We start from the raw sequence: 15,425 nt of genomic DNA, 5'->3' as shown, positions 1-15,425 counted from the left end.
AAACGCCCCTTGCGGCAACTGTCCAACAAACCACCGTTTTCTGAACAGTCGGCAGGGCTACGATGAAACACAAACAAATGCCCGCAGACGGGCGACAGGATCACGCCTTGCCCTCGGTCAGCGGCGTTTTCGTCACCCAAATGGGCAATTCCAGCGGCAGGGCGATTTCGGCCCGGTCGCGGGCCTGCAATTGCGCCCGCGCCCATTGGCCGTCTCGTTTCATCTCCGCTCGCAGAGGCAGGGGGTGGGTGTGCTCGAACTGCTCCCGGTCAAATGGCACCCCGGCTACGGTCAGCCGCTCAGGCATGGGCCGTTCCTGGCCGTGCTCGCGGACTAACACGTCATCGCCGCGCCGGATGATGTAGTACCCGGTCGCATCAGCGTTCATCCGCTCCGGCGCAGCATCTACGAAATCGGCCCGGTTCTCATCGAATGCCCAGACTTTCATGCGCAACCCTCCCGAATCGACATCAGATGGTGGCAGGAATGTGGCTGCATTGTGGTGAAGTGCCACGCTATTGCCACCGTATGCACACACAGCCGCCACAGTGTCGCCACTGTCTTACCAATATCCCGCCACCATCGTTCCACCATGTCACCACCTTGTTACCGTCATCATTGACACCATGCCGCCACCGTCTTTCCACACTGTTCCCACCATTGCCGGTGGCATCATGGGGTGGGAGTAGAAACAGGGGAGTCCTCTTGTGGCTGTTTGGGATCGGCATCCCTCGCCGCCTGTTCCTGCATAGCCCGCCGCTCCTGTTCGGCCATGCCTTTTGCGCAGGCCTGAGCGAACATTTCCGGCGTCATGCCTTGCTCCGCAGCGGTATCCATGTACGCCGCGAAACGTGCTTTGAGTCCGGCAAGCGGTGCGGCCAGAACGGTCAAGCTGAGGTAGTGCTCGAACTGGGCTGCGTGCATGAAGGTGCGTTCAAACGCCGCCCAGCGAGGATCATCATCGCTGGGCTCCGGCTGAGTGGCGTCAGCCTCTTGCGCGGCCCGCAGTTCCGCTAGACGGTGCTCCAGCGCGGCCATCGACTCTTCCTCGCGCTCGCGCTCGATGCGCTGCTGCTGTAGCCGCTTCGCCTCGGCCTCGCGCTCCTGGCGGGCCTTCTCCTTCTGCAAGGCTTCCAGCTCGGCCAGCTTCGCCAGCGTCGGCTCCTGCTCGGCGGTGATGCGCTGGTGCGCCTGCTGGCGCACGTGCTGCACGCGCAAGCTGGCCTCCTCGATGCGCTGCCCAAGTCGCTGCCACTCGGCGCGGTGTTCCTCGCGCTGCTGTTCCAGCTCGCGCAGCTTGGGCGCATGACCAATGCCCTTGTCGTGGAACCACGCCTGCACTTTGTGCGCCTCCCGCCATGCCTGCGCCTGGTCGCGGGCGCGGGCTGCGGCGCTGCCCGCCTCGGTGTGCTGGTTCTGTAGCGCCTGCCGCTCGGCCTCGGCCTGTAGTACAGCGCGGTCGCGCTCTACCAGGTCGATCACTCGCGGCGGGCGCAGGCGGGCAATCTCCTGGGCCAGCTCGCGGCTGCTCATGCGCTCCAGGCGCTGGCGCTCCTGCTGCGCCTTCTCCCGCTCGGCCCGCTCTCGGGCCTCCCGCTGGGCCTGTTCGCGGCGCTGCCGCTCGGCTTCCAGGTGGATGATTTCGGCGCCGGTATCCGGCACCGCGCGCCGCAGCTCGGCGGCGGCCTGGGCCACCTCGGCGCGGGCGGCGCGAAACTCGATCACCTGGGCGCGACCTTCGCCGCGCCAGGCGCTCGGCAACTGCTTGCGCTCCGGCTCCAGGCCGGTGCCGCGCTCGGCGTGGCTGCGCATGTCGATGCGCTGCTCCACCCCGGCCCGCTCCAGGTGCGCATTGCACATGGCCTCCCAGCGCCCGCGCAGCTCTTTCAGCTCGGCGGCCCGCTCGGCCTTGGTCAAGGTCTGGCCCGCGCTCGGGCCGTAGCCCTTGCGTGCGCCGCCCTTCTCCGGGGCCTTGGCGTTGTACCGCTTGAAGTACTGCTCCGGGTCGCGGTCGATGCCATCCACCTGTCGCTCCGAAAACATCAGGTGGAAGTGCGGCTGCTCGCCACCATCGGCGGCGGTCGGTACATGGAGGGCCCACTGGTAGGCGTGCCGGTCGCCTATCTCCTGGCGTACAAACTCGCGCACCAGCTCGATCCGCTGCGCGGCGCTCAGCTCGCGCGGCAGGGCAATTTCCATCTCCCGGTAGGTCGTGCCGTTCTTGCGCTCGTAGGCGTCGGCGGCCTGCCAGAAGGCAAGCGGGTTGGACTGCGCCCAGGCGGGCATGTTGCCCGCCTCGGTCGCTTCCAACTTTTCGCCGCGCTCTAGGCGGTTGGCGTACTGGCCTTCGCGGGCGATGTAGGCGGCATGAGGCCCGGCCTTACCGGCCTTGCCTACCTTCATGCTCAATCGCCCGATTGCCACCGCCGCCGCTCCTCGTGTTTTTTGCGCCGTAGGCGCTGGGGTGCAGGGGCTTCCCCTGCCGCGCGTTTCTCGGCTTGCCGAGAAACAACTAAGCGCGCCTTCCGTAAAACGGAAGGATACCGCAGCCGTCGCGCCCCGGCCACCTTCCGCGTAAAATGGGAGCCTCCATCACAGAGGGAGACGCACCCATGACACAAGATAAGTGGCTGGCCGAACGGCTGGCATACCTGCGCGGCTTGAAGGCTCCCAGCGATCAACAGCGCCTGCTGCTGATGCTGGCCGACAAGCCCGACCGCACCGCCGACGATGGCCGCAAACTGGCCGCCCTGGTACGCGCCGAGAAGGCCGCCGAACGCGCCCAGAAGGCCCGCGCCGACGCCGCCCGCATCATCAACGCCGAGAGGGCCGCCGAGAGGAAGGCCCGCGACCATGAGCTGTACGAGTCGGCGGGCCTGATGATCCTGGCCGGGCTGATCGATACCAAGACCGGCAAGCCGACCCGCGACCGGGGCGAACTGCTGGGCGCTCTGGTGTCGCTGGCCGAGGCCCAGGTCGATGACGCCAAGAGGGCAGCTTGGAAGGCCAAAGGCGATGCCCTGATGGCCGAGAGGGCGCGGCGATGACGGACTACGGCTATGCCATCGACCCCCGCCCCGCCGAACTGGGCGGCGGCTGGCATCACTCCCCCCCTTTCCCTTTCGGTGCCTTGGTGGCCTTCTCGGCGGCCTCGGCCTTGTCCTGCTGCCGTTGCAGCGCCTCAAGCTGCCCGGCAAGTCGTGCGGCCTGCTCGCGGGCCTCTGCTGCCACCTTGCGGGCCTCGTCACGCTCGGCCTGCGCCTGCCGGATTTCCTGCGCCGCTGCTGCGCGGGCGGTGTCGTGGGCCTGTGCAGCCTTGGCGGCCTGCTGCTCGATCTGCTCGGCGCGGTCGGCGCACGCCTCCAGCTTGGCGGCCAGCACGGCGGCCTGCTGCTCGGCGGCGGTGCGGCCCTGCTGTGCCTCGGCCAGTGCGGCGCGTAGGCGCTCTATCTCTGCGGCCTGCTCCGTCTGGCGCTCGGTCTGCGCTTCGATCTTGAGCCGTGCCGTTGCCACCTCCACGCGGGCGGCCTCTGCCGCCTGCTGCTCGCGCTCGATGCGCTGCTGCGCCTCGGCCAAGTCGGCGGCCTGCTGGGCGGCTTTGCCTGCCAGCGTGTCGCGCTCCGTGGTGAGGACGGCCACCTGCTCGGCCAGCTCGTCGCGCTCGGCCTCCAGCGCCTCGCCTGCGGCCCCAAGTTCGGCGGCCTCGGCCTGCGCTTGCTGGAGTTCTTGCTCTTTCTCGGCCCGCGCCTTCGCTGCGGCCTTCTCGATCTCGCCAGCAATGGCGGCAGTCAGCGCCTGCGGCAACTCCGGGGCCGCAACGGCAGCCACCGGGCGGGCCTCACGCCATTGCACAAGATGCTTGTGGATCGTGTTTGGCGACCCGGTGCCGCCCAAACGCTCCCGGATCGCATTGATGGTGGGCTGTTGCCCGTCGCCCACGAGGGCGTCAGCGGCGGTGAAAACTTGATCCCGAGTGATGCCTTGACGTGCCATGATCCTTTCTCCTTTCGTATCGTATTACTGTATTTCGTATTGATACGATACCATACAGCTATACAGTACGATACACAAGCGGTTTTCGTAACGTACCGCTGCCCGGTCGGCTGCTCGTTTTTGGTGAAACACCGTGCTGACGCCTCGCCTTCGGCTCGTTGTCGGCCAGCCGTCGAACGAAAAGCGGAGCTTTCCGCCCGCCGCCCGGCTCCACTTGGGCAAAGCGGCCAGAAACGGGCCTACAGCGCGTTTTCCGGTCTTGGGGTGGCCTGGGTTATGCCAGACCCCTAAAACGGCCCTACGGGCCGCTGTGGCGCTTCCTGATCGCTTTTCGAGTGGAAAGGGGGGTCAAGGGTCTCCGGGGCGGCCCGGCCCTTGACGCCCTTGGAACGACCCAAGCCTATCGGCAGACGGGAGGAAGAAGCCGAAGGCGCACATCCTCCCGGCTAGCCCCCACGGGCAATGCAGTGCTCCCCTTCCCAGCGGGAAGGGGCGGGGGGGATGGGAGAGTGTCGGCCAGTCTCGGGGCTTGTTCGGAGTGCTGGCCGTTGGCCTGCCTTTCTGAAAAACCGCTTTTGCGGCCTTTGGGTGCCAACTGCTGTTTGTCCAGGCTGAGGCGGTGGGGCTGCGTGCGCGGCTTGTCCGCGCTTGGTGAACGGCTGGCCGCTTGCGGCCACATTTTCAGCCGGAGGGGGAGCCGCCCGAAGGGTGGGGGAACCCCGCAGGGGTGCCCCGGCCTTTAGGCCGCTTTCAGCGTCGATTTTGCGTGGTGGCTTGAGTTATCCACCGATAGGCGCAGCCAATTATCGGTAAATATTTATAGGTTAAAACATTAAAGGCATAACCGTACCGGTTTAGGGGGGGGGCGATTCAGCGTGAAAAGGGGGGGCGATTCAGCGTGGTTTTCGGCACAAGGGGGGGGGCGATTCAGCGTGATGGGGGGGGCGATTCAGCGTGGATAACTTGCTTCATCCACAGGGTTTATCCCCACCCCGGCCCCTCAGCCCTTGTATGCGATGGGGGGGGGCGACCCCAGCAGCAGCACGCCGCCCGTGACGGGCTTGACCTTGGCCTGCGGATAGACGGCTAACACCTTCTTGATCGCGGGCACAAACTCCTTTTTGAAGTCCTTGTCGGGGTCTTTCCCCTTGTACTCCTGCGCGAACTGTTCGCGGATGGCCTTCCAGTGAAGGGTGACGCCTCGCCCCTCAATGCGATGTAGCCGGTGGGCAAGCCATGTGTACACGTCCAAAGCCAGCGCGGAATCAGACAAGGCCATGAGGGCGCGGTTATCGAGCGGGACGGCGTTCTCTACCAGTGAGTTGAAGTAACCATCAGACAACACCAACAGGCCCGGCCAAAGCGCCTGCTGGCCCGTTTCCCTGTTCGCCAGCCAAGCGTCGAACTGCTCCACCGGCTGCCCGTTGAACGTGCGACCCTTGAAGCCTAGTTGCAGGCGGCAGGCTGCAAGGGCGTGCATCTGCTTCCGCAGAGTGGTGAACGATCCGCGCACCCCGCCAGTGGTGGGCTTACCCAACAGTCGCAGAAACTCGCTTGCGCTGCTGCCGATGGCAATTTCGCGGTCTTTGGTTCGCACGGCCTGCGTGGAGATCCACGCCAGCGCCAAGCGTGGCAAAGGGCCATAGGGGACGGGCTGCTGCACAGGCCCCTTGCCCTCATCCAGCCACCCCGCCTGCACGTTGATCCAAGCTGCGCCGGATTGGCGCATGAACTCGCGGCCATCGAATTTGGAGCGCGGCAGGCCGACTTGGCACAGCACCGAATGGGTAAAGGCCATGTCCTCACCATCGGGCGGCGTGCTCATGATCTCCGCCGATGCCTCAATCAGCTTGAGGTCGGATTGTGTCAGGATGCCCGGCTGTTTGCGCTTGGGTGTCGCCTTGGGCTTTTCGGTAGTGACGGCAACAGACACACCGGCGGCAAGCTGGGCCATGACGCGCTGCCGCTCGGCCTGCGCCTTCTCGCGCTTCGCGGTGGCTTCGTCGATCTGCGCCCGGACTCCCGCAACCTGTGGGCTATCGACACCGTGCTCTATGGCTACGCTGGCAAGCGACCGGCGCAACTCAATGAGAGCTTCATCAAGCTGGGCGATGAGAACATCGAACGCTGATACCCAAATCTCTTGATCGTTGGCGGCCATAGCCCCCTCCCCTCTTTATCGTTCCTCGCCCTCGATGCGTAGCCCGCTCTGGAGCATCTGCATCACTGCCAGATTGATGACAGCCGCCCGGCTCTGCCCAATCTGGCCAGCCAGTTCATCGACACGATCCAGCAGCGGCTCGGCAATGGTCAGCGTGATTTGCACCTTGCGACCCTTGCGCACCCGGCGCGGAGCTTCCGGGGTGGCTGCGGCAGCATCCGGCGCACCGGAAATGAAGGCATCCGCCGCCGCTGCGGTAGCGTCTTGCGCGGGCTTCGTCGGTTTCTTTGTAATCGCCATTGAATCTATCTCCACACTTAAAGCATATTGATTTGATATTAAAACAATGCGCTGATAAGTGCATCAAGTTCCGCGCTTGCTTTGCCGTCTTGCGGCTTGATTTCAAGCACACACTGCCCCGCCCCTGCGGCGTTGGAAAACGCCTTGCGGCGGCGTAGCGGGGTCGGCAGGTACTCGAACTGGGGCACCTCGGCCACGGCGGCGGCGGCCTCGGCGTTGTCGGTGGAGTGCTCGCCCGGATCGGCGCAGTTGAGGACAGCAAAGCAGCGCAAACCGTCGCGCACACTGCGGGCCTCATCGACCAGCGCCGCAATGTCGTTGAGCGCCCACACGTCATAGCTGCGCGGCTGGAACGGCACCAGCAGCACGTCAGACAGCACGAGGGCTGCGCGTAGCGCGGTCGAGTCGCGCCCGCCTGCGTCGATCACCACGTCATCGAACTTGGCCGCTTGCTGCTGCACCTGTGCCCGCAGGGTCGGGCCGTCCGGGTAGGTCGCGCAGGCAATGCCCGGCGTGTGCCCGGCCTCGGCACGAATGCTGATTGCTGTCTGCGCGGTGCCCTGACGATCACCGTCGATCAGCCACACATCACGCCCGGCCAATGCGCGGGCGATTGCCAGATTCACGGCAATGGTGGTTTTCCCCACGCCGCCCTTTGTGTTTCCAACGGTGATAATCATCGCCTTGTCACCTCAACTTAATATTAAAAACAGTTGCTATTGTAGTGAAAAAAGGATGCTTGTCAATGCTTGCCGCAGGCATAAAAAACCCCGCACGCAGCGGGGTTCGGTGGCAGGGCAGGGGAGGGCTTAGGCGATCTGGTGGATCTCGTTGTCGTTTTCAGAAGGCGACTGCACGAAATATCAGGAGTCGGCTGCACTGCCAGAACTGGCCGCCTGCAAGGCAGCGTAGAGAGCGGTTTTTCCTACCTTGAGGCGTGCGGCGGCCTCGCGGACATTCAAGCCGTTGGCGACAAGCTCCCGCGCTCGTTGCAACTTGTCGGCAGTGACAACCGGCTTGCGTCCGCCTTTGCGCCCGCGTGCGGCGGCAGCGGTCAACCCGGCCTTGGTGCGCTCGCGGATCAGGTCGCGCTCGAACTGGCCCAGCGCACCGAACACATGGAAGATGAGCCGTCCGCCCGGCGTGGTGGTGTCGATGTTTTCAGTCAACGAGCGGAAGCCGACGCCCCGTTCTTCCAGCTTGCCGACCGTCTCAATCAGGTGCGGCAGGGAGCGGCCAAGCCGATCCAGCCGCCAGACGACCAGCACATCGCCATCGCGCAGATAAGCCAGCGCATCGGCCAAGCCGGGCCGGTCTGCCTTGGCCCCGGATGCCGTGTCCTCGAAAACCCGTTCGCAGCCTGCATTGCGCAGCGCATCCGTCTGCAAGGCGGTGTCCTGTTCCGCCGTCGATACCCGCGCATAGCCGATGAGTGCCATTTCCGCCCATTTGTCCGTTATACCGTCCGCCTATCTTATTGTCCGTCATCCCGTTGCGCAAGATGTTTTCGGACAGGCGTCCGGTTTGGCCGCCTAATGATCGTTTGGCGGACAAGGCGACTGGCATCAGCCGAACAGCTCGCTATGGGAGCCAAGCCGCGCCAGTCGCAGGGTGTCGGCGTCGGACTTGCGGTAGATCAGCAGCAGGTCGGGCTTGATGTGGCATTCGCGGTAGCCCGCCCAATCGCCGGAAAGATCGTGGTCGCGGTATCGCACATCCAGGGGCTGATCGGTCGCCAGCGCGACCAGAACCGGCTTGAGGTCATCATTCGTGCAGCGGACTCCTGATACTGTTCGTTCAATAGACGACTGCACAACAGCCTTCAAACCGCGTTGTCTGGTGCAGTCGTCTTCTGAAAATGACACAAAAACTGTCGTTTTCAGAAGACGGCTGCACTGAACGTCAGAAGCCGACTGCACTATAGCAGCGGAGGGGTTGGATCCATCAGGCAACGACGGGCTGCTGCCGGCCATCAGCGGACGCAGGGAGGACTTTCCGCAACCGGCCGTTCGATGCGGCACCGATGGCCTTCGCGCAGGGGTAGTGAATCCGCCAGGATTGACTTGCGCTGCCCTACCTCTCACTAGTGAGGGGCGGCAGCGCATCAAGCGGTGAGCGCACTCCGGCACCGCCAACTTTCAGCACATGCGTGTAAATCATCGTCGTAGAGACGTCGGAATGGCCGAGCAGATCCTGCACGGTTCGAATGTCGTAACCGCTGCGGAGCAAGGCCGTCGCGAACGAGTGGCGGAGGGTGTGCGGTGTGGCGGGCTTCGTGATGCCTGCTTGTTCTACGGCACGTTTGAAGGCGCGCTGAAAGGTCTGGTCATACATGTGATGGCGACGCACGACACCGCTCCGTGGATCGGTCGAATGCGTGTGCTGCGCAAAAACCCAGAACCACGGCCAGGAATGCCCGGCGCGCGGATACTTCCGCTCAAGGGCGTCGGGAAGCGCAACGCCGCTGCGGCCCTCGGCCTGGTCCTTCAGCCACCATGCCCGTGCACGCGACAGCTGCTCGCGCAGGCTGGGTGCCAAGCTCTCGGGTAACATCAAGGCCCGATCCTTGGAGCCCTTGCCCTCCCGCACGATGATCGTGCCGTGATCGAAATCCAGATCCTTGACCCGCAGTTGCAAACCCTCACTGATCCGCATGCCCGTTCCATACAGAAGCTGGGCGAACAAACGATGCTCGCCTTCCAGAAAACCGAGGATGCGAACCACTTCATCCGGGGTCAGCACCACCGGCAAGCGCCGCGACGGCCGAGGTCTTCCGATCTCCTGAAGCCAGGGCAGATCCGTGCACAGCACCTTGCCGTAGAAGAACAGCAAGGCCGCCAATGCCTGACGATGCGTGGAGACCGAAACCTTGCGCTCGTTCGCCAGCCAGGACAGAAATGCCTCGACTTCGCTGCTGCCCAAGGTTGCCGGGTGACGCACACCGTGGAAACGGATGAAGGCACGAACCCAGTGGACATAAGCCTGTTCGGTTCGTAAGCTGTAATGCAAGTAGCGTATGCGCTCACGCAACTGGTCCAGAACCTTGACCGAACGCAGCGGTGGTAACGGCGCAGTGGCGGTTTTCATGGCTTGTTATGACTGTTTTTTTGTACAGTCTATGCCTCGGGCATCCAAGCAGCAAGCGCGTTACGCCGTGGGTCGATGTTTGATGTTATGGAGCAGCAACGATGTTACGCAGCAGGGCAGTCGCCCTAAAACAAAGTTATGTGTTTTTCTTGCAAGCGCCATGATTAATCAAAACTTTTTTCTAGCCATGCGGCATGGGTGAATTAAAAAACAGTGCCTTAGAGCGTCAATTTGGTACCTTATTTTTGCGATTTTAAGTGGTTGTAAGTTGCTGTTTTTAAGGTGTTTATTTTTCTTGAGAACTGGTTGGTAAATGTTAGTCTTCGACTCAAATAGAAAGAGGGCTAGAAAATGGATAAAACAGACCAGTTATATGTACAAGCAGACTTTTCACATCAAGACATGAGTGGTCAGTATTTTAAAAATTGCAAATTTTTCTGCTGTTCCTTTAAACGAGCGAACCTCCGCGATACACAATTTGTAGATTGTTCTTTCATTGAACGAGGTGAATTAGAGGGGTGTGATTTTTCTTACTCGGATCTTAGAGATGCATCTTTTAAAAACTGCAGTCTTTCAATGTCGTATTTCAAAGGTGCAAATTGTTTTGGTATCGAGTTCAGAGAATGCGATTTAAAGGGTGCCAATTTTGCTCAAGCTAGCTTCATGAATCAGGTATCGAACAGAATGTATTTTTGTTCAGCTTATATAACAGGTTGTAATCTTTCATACGCCAACTTTGAAAGGCAGTGTATCGAAAAGTGTGATTTGTTTGAGAATAGATGGATTGGCGCAAATCTGAGTGGTGCATCATTTAAAGAGTCTGATTTAAGTCGGGGAGTATTTTCTGAAGGGTGTTGGAGCCAGTGTAGGTTGCAAGGTTGTGATTTGAGCCACTCGGAGTTGTATGGTTTAGACCCTCGGAAAGTTGACCTTACAGGTGTAAAAATCTGTTCGTGGCAGCAAGAACAACTTTTAGAGCAATTAGGTTTAATAGTAGTTCCTGACTAAATTTGATGGTTTGAACACACACATAACAAACGCCTCAAGAGGGACTGTCAACGCGTGGCGTTTCCAGTCCCAATGAGCTGTGGTGGTTACGGCTGTTGTGTTTGGGTTTAGTGTCATGCGTTGCCAGCCCCTTAGGCGGGCGTTAGGCATCACAAAGTACAGCATCGTGACCAACAGCAACGATTCCGTCACACTGCGCCTCATGACTGAGCATGACCTTGCGATGCTCTATGAGTGGCTAAATCGATCTCATATCGTCGAGTGGTGGGGCGGAGAAGAAGCACGCCCGACACTTGCTGACGTACAGGAACAGTACTTGCCAAGCGTTTTAGCGCAAGAGTCCGTCACTCCATACATTGCAATGCTGAATGGAGAGCCGATTGGGTATGCCCAGTCGTACGTTGCTCTTGGAAGCGGGGACGGATGGTGGGAAGAAGAAACCGATCCAGGAGTACGCGGAATAGACCAGTCACTGGCGAATGCATCACAACTGGGCAAAGGCTTGGGAACCAAGCTGGTTCGAGCTCTGGTTGAGTTGCTGTTCAATGATCCCGAGGTCACCAAGATCCAAACGGACCCGTCGCCGAGCAACTTGCGAGCGATCCGATGCTACGAGAAAGCGGGGTTTGAGAAGCAAGGTACCGTAACCACCCCAGATGGTCCAGCCGTGTACATGGTTCAAACACGCCAGGCATTCGAGCGAACACGCAGTGATGCCTAAGTCAAACGTTGGGCGCACAATAAGGCTCCTCGCAGAGTTGCTTGAAAGTTGTTACGATTCAAATTCAATCATGAGATAGTCAGCAGATGAGCACTTCCAAGAACGCAGACAAGTAAGCCGCAGCAACCTTCATTTTTCGGTTGTTGCGGCGTTCTCATGAATCCTTTTGCTCTACGGGAGCGCCGCCAAATCCTTTGTTCAAGGAGATGGTTTCGTGCGCTCAAAAAACTTTAGTTGGCGGTACTCCCTTGCCGCCACGGTGTTGTTGTTATCACCGTTCGATTTATTGGCATCACTCGGCATGGACATGTACTTGCCAGCAGTGCCGTTTATGCCAAACGCGCTTGGTACGACAGCGAGCACAATTCAGCTTACGCTGACAACGTACTTGGTCATGATTGGTGCCGGTCAGCTCTTGTTTGGACCGCTATCGGACCGACTGGGGCGCCGCCCCGTTCTACTGGGAGGTGGCCTCGCCTACGTTGTGGCGTCAATGGGCCTCGCTCTTACGTCATCGGCTGAAGTCTTTCTGGGGCTTCGGATTCTTCAGGCTTGTGGTGCCTCGGCGTGCCTTGTTTCCACATTTGCAACAGTACGTGACATTTACGCAGGTCGCGAGGAAAGTAATGTCATTTACGGCATACTCGGATCCATGCTGGCCATGGTCCCGGCGGTAGGCCCATTGCTCGGAGCGCTCGTCGACATGTGGCTTGGGTGGCGGGCTATCTTTGCGTTTCTAGGTTTGGGCATGATCGCTGCATCTGCAGCAGCGTGGCGATTCTGGCCTGAAACCCGGGTGCAACGAGTTGCGGGCTTGCAATGGTCGCAGCTGCTACTCCCCGTTAAGTGCCTGAACTTCTGGTTGTACACGTTGTGTTACGCCGCTGGAATGGGTAGCTTCTTCGTCTTTTTCTCCATTGCGCCCGGACTAATGATGGGCAGGCAAGGTGTGTCTCAGCTTGGCTTCAGCCTGCTGTTCGCCACAGTGGCAATTGCCATGGTGTTTACGGCTCGTTTTATGGGGCGTGTGATACCCAAGTGGGGCAGCCCAAGTGTCTTGCGAATGGGAATGGGATGCCTGATAGCTGGAGCAGTATTGCTTGCCATCACCGAAATATGGGCTTCGCAGTCCGTGTTAGGCTTTATTGCTCCAATGTGGCTAGTGGGTATTGGTGTCGCCACAGCGGTATCTGTGTCGCCCAATGGCGCTCTTCGAGGATTCGACCATGTTGCTGGAACGGTCACGGCAGTCTACTTCTGCTTGGGCGGTGTACTGCTAGGAAGCATCGGAACGTTGATCATTTCGCTGTTGCCGCGCAACACGGCTTGGCCGGTTGTCGTGTACTGTTTGACCCTTGCAACAGTCGTGCTCGGTCTGTCTTGTGTTTCCCGAGTGAAGGGCTCTCGCGGCCAGGGGGAGCATGATGTGGTCGCGCTACAAAGTGCGGAAAGTACATCAAATCCCAATCGTTGAGAGAATGTGGCAAGCTATCGCCCAACAAATCGCTGCAGCCGACCCAAAACCGCTACGCGGTTTCGGTCGGCTGAGCTCAGGCGTTAGCGGTAATTTAACCAGATAGGAGTACAGACATATGAAAATCGTAAAAAGGATATTATTAGTATTGTTAAGTTTATTTTTTACAATTGTGTATTCAAATGCTCAAACTGACAACTTAACTTTGAAAATTGAGAATGTTTTAAAGGCAAAAAATGCCAGAATAGGAGTAGCAATATTCAACAGCAATGAGAAGGATACTTTGAAGATTAATAACGACTTCCATTTCCCGATGCAAAGCGTTATGAAATTTCCGATTGCTTTAGCCGTTTTGTCTGAGATAGATAAAGGGAATCTTTCTTTTGAACAAAAAATAGAGATTACCCCTCAAGACCTTTTGCCTAAAACGTGGAGTCCGATTAAAGAGGAATTCCCTAATGGAACAACTTTGACGATTGAACAAATACTAAATTATACAGTATCAGAGAGCGACAATATTGGTTGTGATATTTTGCTAAAATTAATCGGAGGAACTGATTCTGTTCAAAAATTCTTGAATGCTAATCATTTCACTGATATTTCAATCAAAGCAAACGAAGAACAAATGCACAAGGATTGGAATACCCAATATCAAAATTGGGCAACCCCAACAGCGATGAACAAACTGTTAATAGATACTTATAATAATAAGAACCAATTACTTTCTAAAAAAAGTTATGATTTTATTTGGAAAATTATGAGAGAAACAACAACAGGAAGTAACCGATTAAAAGGACAATTACCAAAGAATACAATTGTTGCTCATAAAACAGGGACTTCCGGAATAAATAATGGAATTGCAGCAGCCACTAATGATGTTGGGGTAATTACTTTACCGAATGGACAATTAATTTTTATAAGCGTATTTGTTGCAGAGTCCAAAGAAACTTCGGAAATTAATGAAAAGATTATTTCAGACATTGCAAAAATAACGTGGAATTACTATTTGAATAAATAAAAAACTACCGCTAACACTGGCTCATAGGCAATGGCGGGTTGAAGTGCAATTTGCAAAGTCGGTAGCCCGCCCGAGCGTTTTCTCGGTTTGACAGGAAAGGCTCACGCAAACCGCCACTGCCCATAGCCCAAACCGTTAGGCCGCATGGACACAACGCAGGTCACATTGATACACAAAATTCTAGCTGCGGCAGATGAGCGAAATCTGCCGCTCTGGATCGGTGGGGGCTGGGCGATCGATGCACGGCTAGGGCGTGTAACACGCAAGCACGATGATATTGATCTGACGTTTCCCGGCGAGAGGCGCGGCGAGCTCGAGGCAATAGTTGAAATGCTCGGCGGGCGCGTCATGGAGGAGTTGGACTATGGATTCTTAGCGGAGATCGGGGATGAGTTACTTGACTGCGAACCTGCTTGGTGGGCAGACGAAGCGTATGAAATCGCGGAGGCTCCGCAGGGCTCGTGCCCAGAGGCGGCTGAGGGCGTCATCGCCGGGCGGCCAGTCCGTTGTAACAGCTGGGAGGCGATCATCTGGGATTACTTTTACTATGCCGATGAAGTACCACCAGTGGACTGGCCTACAAAGCACATAGAGTCCTACAGGCTCGCATGCACCTCACTCGGGGCGGAAAAGGTTGAGGTCTTGCGTGCCGCTTTCAGGTCGCGATATGCGGCCTAACAATTCGTCCAAGCCGACGCCGCTTCGCGGCGCGGCTTAACTCAGGTGTTAACCCAGGATGAGAACCTTGAAAGTATCATTGATGGCTGCGAAAGCGAAAAACGGCGTGATTGGTTGCGGTCCAGACATACCCTGGTCCGCGAAAGGGGAGCAGCTACTTTTTAAAGCATTGACCTACAATCAGTGGCTTCTGGTGGGTCGCAAGACGTTTGAATCTATGGGCGCACTCCCCAATAGGAAATACGCGGTCGTTACCCGCTCAGGTTGGACATCAAATGATGACAATGTAGTTGTATTTCAGTCAATCGAAGAGGCCATGGACAGGCTAGCTGAATTCACCGGTCACGTTATAGTGTCTGGTGGCGGAGAAATTTACCGAGAAACATTACCCATGGCCTCTACGCTCCACTTATCGACGATCGACATCGAGCCAGAGGGGGATGTTTTCTTCCCGAGTATTCCAAATACCTTCGAAGTTGTTTTTGAGCAACACTTTACTTCAAACATTAACTATTGCTATCAAATTTGGAAAAAGGGTTAACAAAGCTATGCAATCGACGGCAAAAAGCTTCGTTCGCTTCGCGCACTACGCCTTTTCCGCGATTGATAGCGACGTTATGTGAATATTGAAATGAGCATTCCAAAGAAAGGAAGTAGAAAAATTATCGTGGGCGAAAATGAGTTTTTGTGGCTCATTAGGTCAAAACTCACATATTCGCAGGACTGTTTAGGTACAGAAATGACTGCGGTCGTTGAACCGGATGCCGGTCCTCACTGATGAAGAAGTGAACACCGTACGGGAATCGTGCCGGCAGCTTGGAGCTATCGGCCGGAACCTCAACCAGGTGGCCAGGGCCTTGAACATCGAGTTCAGGGAAAGTGACAAGCTCAAGCAAGAGGCCATCGAAAAACTGGCCGAACGGATCGACCAGCATTTGGACCATGTGTCTGAGCTGTTCGATAAGACCTGGAGCCGGTGGCACGA

Annotated in this window: 17 protein-coding genes; 8 read left to right on the top strand and 9 right to left on the bottom strand. The window is 57.9% G+C overall.

The window, feature by feature from the left end; translation table 11 throughout:
- Positions 1-100: 100 nt before the first annotated feature.
- Both AC1IN8_RS21000 and AC1IN8_RS20995 read right to left on the bottom strand, forming a co-directional pair.
- Entirely contained in the window at positions 101-448 is a 348-nt protein-coding gene (locus AC1IN8_RS21000; protein WP_038988888.1) for a hypothetical protein, read from the bottom strand.
- Between the two features lie 224 nt (positions 449-672).
- Positions 673-2,286 (bottom strand): MobA/MobL family protein, encoded by a 1,614-nt coding sequence (locus AC1IN8_RS20995; RefSeq protein ID WP_101975973.1) that lies wholly within the window; start codon positions 2,284-2,286, stop codon positions 673-675.
- 326 nt (positions 2,287-2,612) lie between these two features.
- Between AC1IN8_RS20995 and AC1IN8_RS20990 the strand changes: the two genes are divergently transcribed.
- Positions 2,613-3,047, top strand: coding sequence for a conjugal transfer protein TraD (locus AC1IN8_RS20990; protein ID WP_042046578.1), 435 nt, complete (start codon positions 2,613-2,615; stop codon positions 3,045-3,047).
- 55 nt (positions 3,048-3,102) lie between these two features.
- Here AC1IN8_RS20990 and AC1IN8_RS20985 read toward each other — a convergent pair whose 3' ends face one another.
- The 7 genes from AC1IN8_RS20985 to intI1 all read right to left on the bottom strand — a co-directional run bounded on the left by AC1IN8_RS20985 (position 3,103) and on the right by intI1 (position 9,541).
- Complete coding sequence (locus tag AC1IN8_RS20985; RefSeq protein WP_042046575.1) at positions 3,103-3,993, bottom strand: DNA-binding protein; 891 nt, start codon at positions 3,991-3,993, stop codon at positions 3,103-3,105.
- Between the two features lie 1,000 nt (positions 3,994-4,993).
- Positions 4,994-6,154: a replication protein RepA gene (locus AC1IN8_RS20980; protein WP_224994968.1), complete on the bottom strand. Its 1,161-nt coding sequence runs from the start codon at positions 6,152-6,154 to the stop codon at positions 4,994-4,996.
- Positions 6,155-6,169: 15 nt separating this feature from the next.
- The gene (locus AC1IN8_RS20975; protein WP_033147140.1) at positions 6,170-6,454 is read right to left on the bottom strand and encodes a hypothetical protein; all 285 of its coding nucleotides are present in this window, start codon (positions 6,452-6,454) and stop codon (positions 6,170-6,172) included.
- A 38-nt stretch (positions 6,455-6,492) separates the two neighbouring features.
- Positions 6,493-7,134: an AAA family ATPase gene (locus tag AC1IN8_RS20970; RefSeq protein WP_033147139.1), complete on the bottom strand. Its 642-nt coding sequence runs from the start codon at positions 7,132-7,134 to the stop codon at positions 6,493-6,495.
- A 183-nt stretch (positions 7,135-7,317) separates the two neighbouring features.
- Complete coding sequence (locus AC1IN8_RS20965) at positions 7,318-7,893, bottom strand: recombinase family protein (protein ID WP_479760492.1); 576 nt, start codon at positions 7,891-7,893, stop codon at positions 7,318-7,320.
- 126 nt (positions 7,894-8,019) lie between these two features.
- Positions 8,020-8,319 carry a type II toxin-antitoxin system YafQ family toxin gene (locus AC1IN8_RS20960; RefSeq protein WP_196240184.1) on the bottom strand — a complete coding sequence of 100 codons (300 nt, stop codon included), beginning with the start codon at positions 8,317-8,319 and terminating at the stop codon, positions 8,020-8,022.
- 208 nt (positions 8,320-8,527) lie between these two features.
- The gene (gene intI1, locus AC1IN8_RS20955) at positions 8,528-9,541 is read right to left on the bottom strand and encodes a class 1 integron integrase IntI1 (RefSeq protein WP_000845048.1); all 1,014 of its coding nucleotides are present in this window, start codon (positions 9,539-9,541) and stop codon (positions 8,528-8,530) included.
- A 351-nt stretch (positions 9,542-9,892) separates the two neighbouring features.
- On the opposite strand from intI1, the gene AC1IN8_RS20950 reads away from it, so the two are divergent.
- The 7 genes from AC1IN8_RS20950 to mobC all read left to right on the top strand — a co-directional run.
- Positions 9,893-10,549, top strand: coding sequence for a quinolone resistance pentapeptide repeat protein QnrVC4 (locus AC1IN8_RS20950; protein WP_000361704.1), 657 nt, complete (start codon positions 9,893-9,895; stop codon positions 10,547-10,549).
- 166 nt (positions 10,550-10,715) lie between these two features.
- On the top strand, positions 10,716-11,270 hold the full coding sequence (gene aac(6')-Ib, locus AC1IN8_RS20945; protein WP_022631510.1) for an AAC(6')-Ib family aminoglycoside 6'-N-acetyltransferase: 555 nt from the start codon (positions 10,716-10,718) through the stop codon (positions 11,268-11,270).
- A gap of 214 nt (positions 11,271-11,484) precedes the next feature.
- Positions 11,485-12,744, top strand: a complete 1,260-nt coding sequence (locus tag AC1IN8_RS20940; protein WP_012300772.1) for a chloramphenicol efflux MFS transporter CmlA5 — start codon at positions 11,485-11,487, stop codon at positions 12,742-12,744.
- A 118-nt stretch (positions 12,745-12,862) separates the two neighbouring features.
- Entirely contained in the window at positions 12,863-13,762 is a 900-nt protein-coding gene (locus AC1IN8_RS20935; RefSeq protein ID WP_000706731.1) for an inhibitor-resistant extended-spectrum class A beta-lactamase VEB-1, read from the top strand.
- Positions 13,763-13,906: 144 nt separating this feature from the next.
- Positions 13,907-14,440: an aminoglycoside nucleotidyltransferase ANT(2'')-Ia gene (gene aadB / locus AC1IN8_RS20930; RefSeq protein ID WP_000381802.1), complete on the top strand. Its 534-nt coding sequence runs from the start codon at positions 13,907-13,909 to the stop codon at positions 14,438-14,440.
- 67 nt (positions 14,441-14,507) lie between these two features.
- Positions 14,508-14,981, top strand: coding sequence for a trimethoprim-resistant dihydrofolate reductase DfrA14 (gene dfrA14 / locus AC1IN8_RS20925; protein WP_004201280.1), 474 nt, complete (start codon positions 14,508-14,510; stop codon positions 14,979-14,981).
- Between the two features lie 220 nt (positions 14,982-15,201).
- The coding region (mobC, locus tag AC1IN8_RS20920) for a plasmid mobilization relaxosome protein MobC (RefSeq protein WP_032449038.1) at positions 15,202-15,425 on the top strand (224 nt) is incomplete at its 3' end.

It is taken from the genome of Aeromonas sp. 130281 (assembly GCF_056642115.1).
The sequence above is the reverse complement of the archived record's forward strand: the minus strand, read 5'-3'. Positions and strand labels throughout refer to the sequence as shown.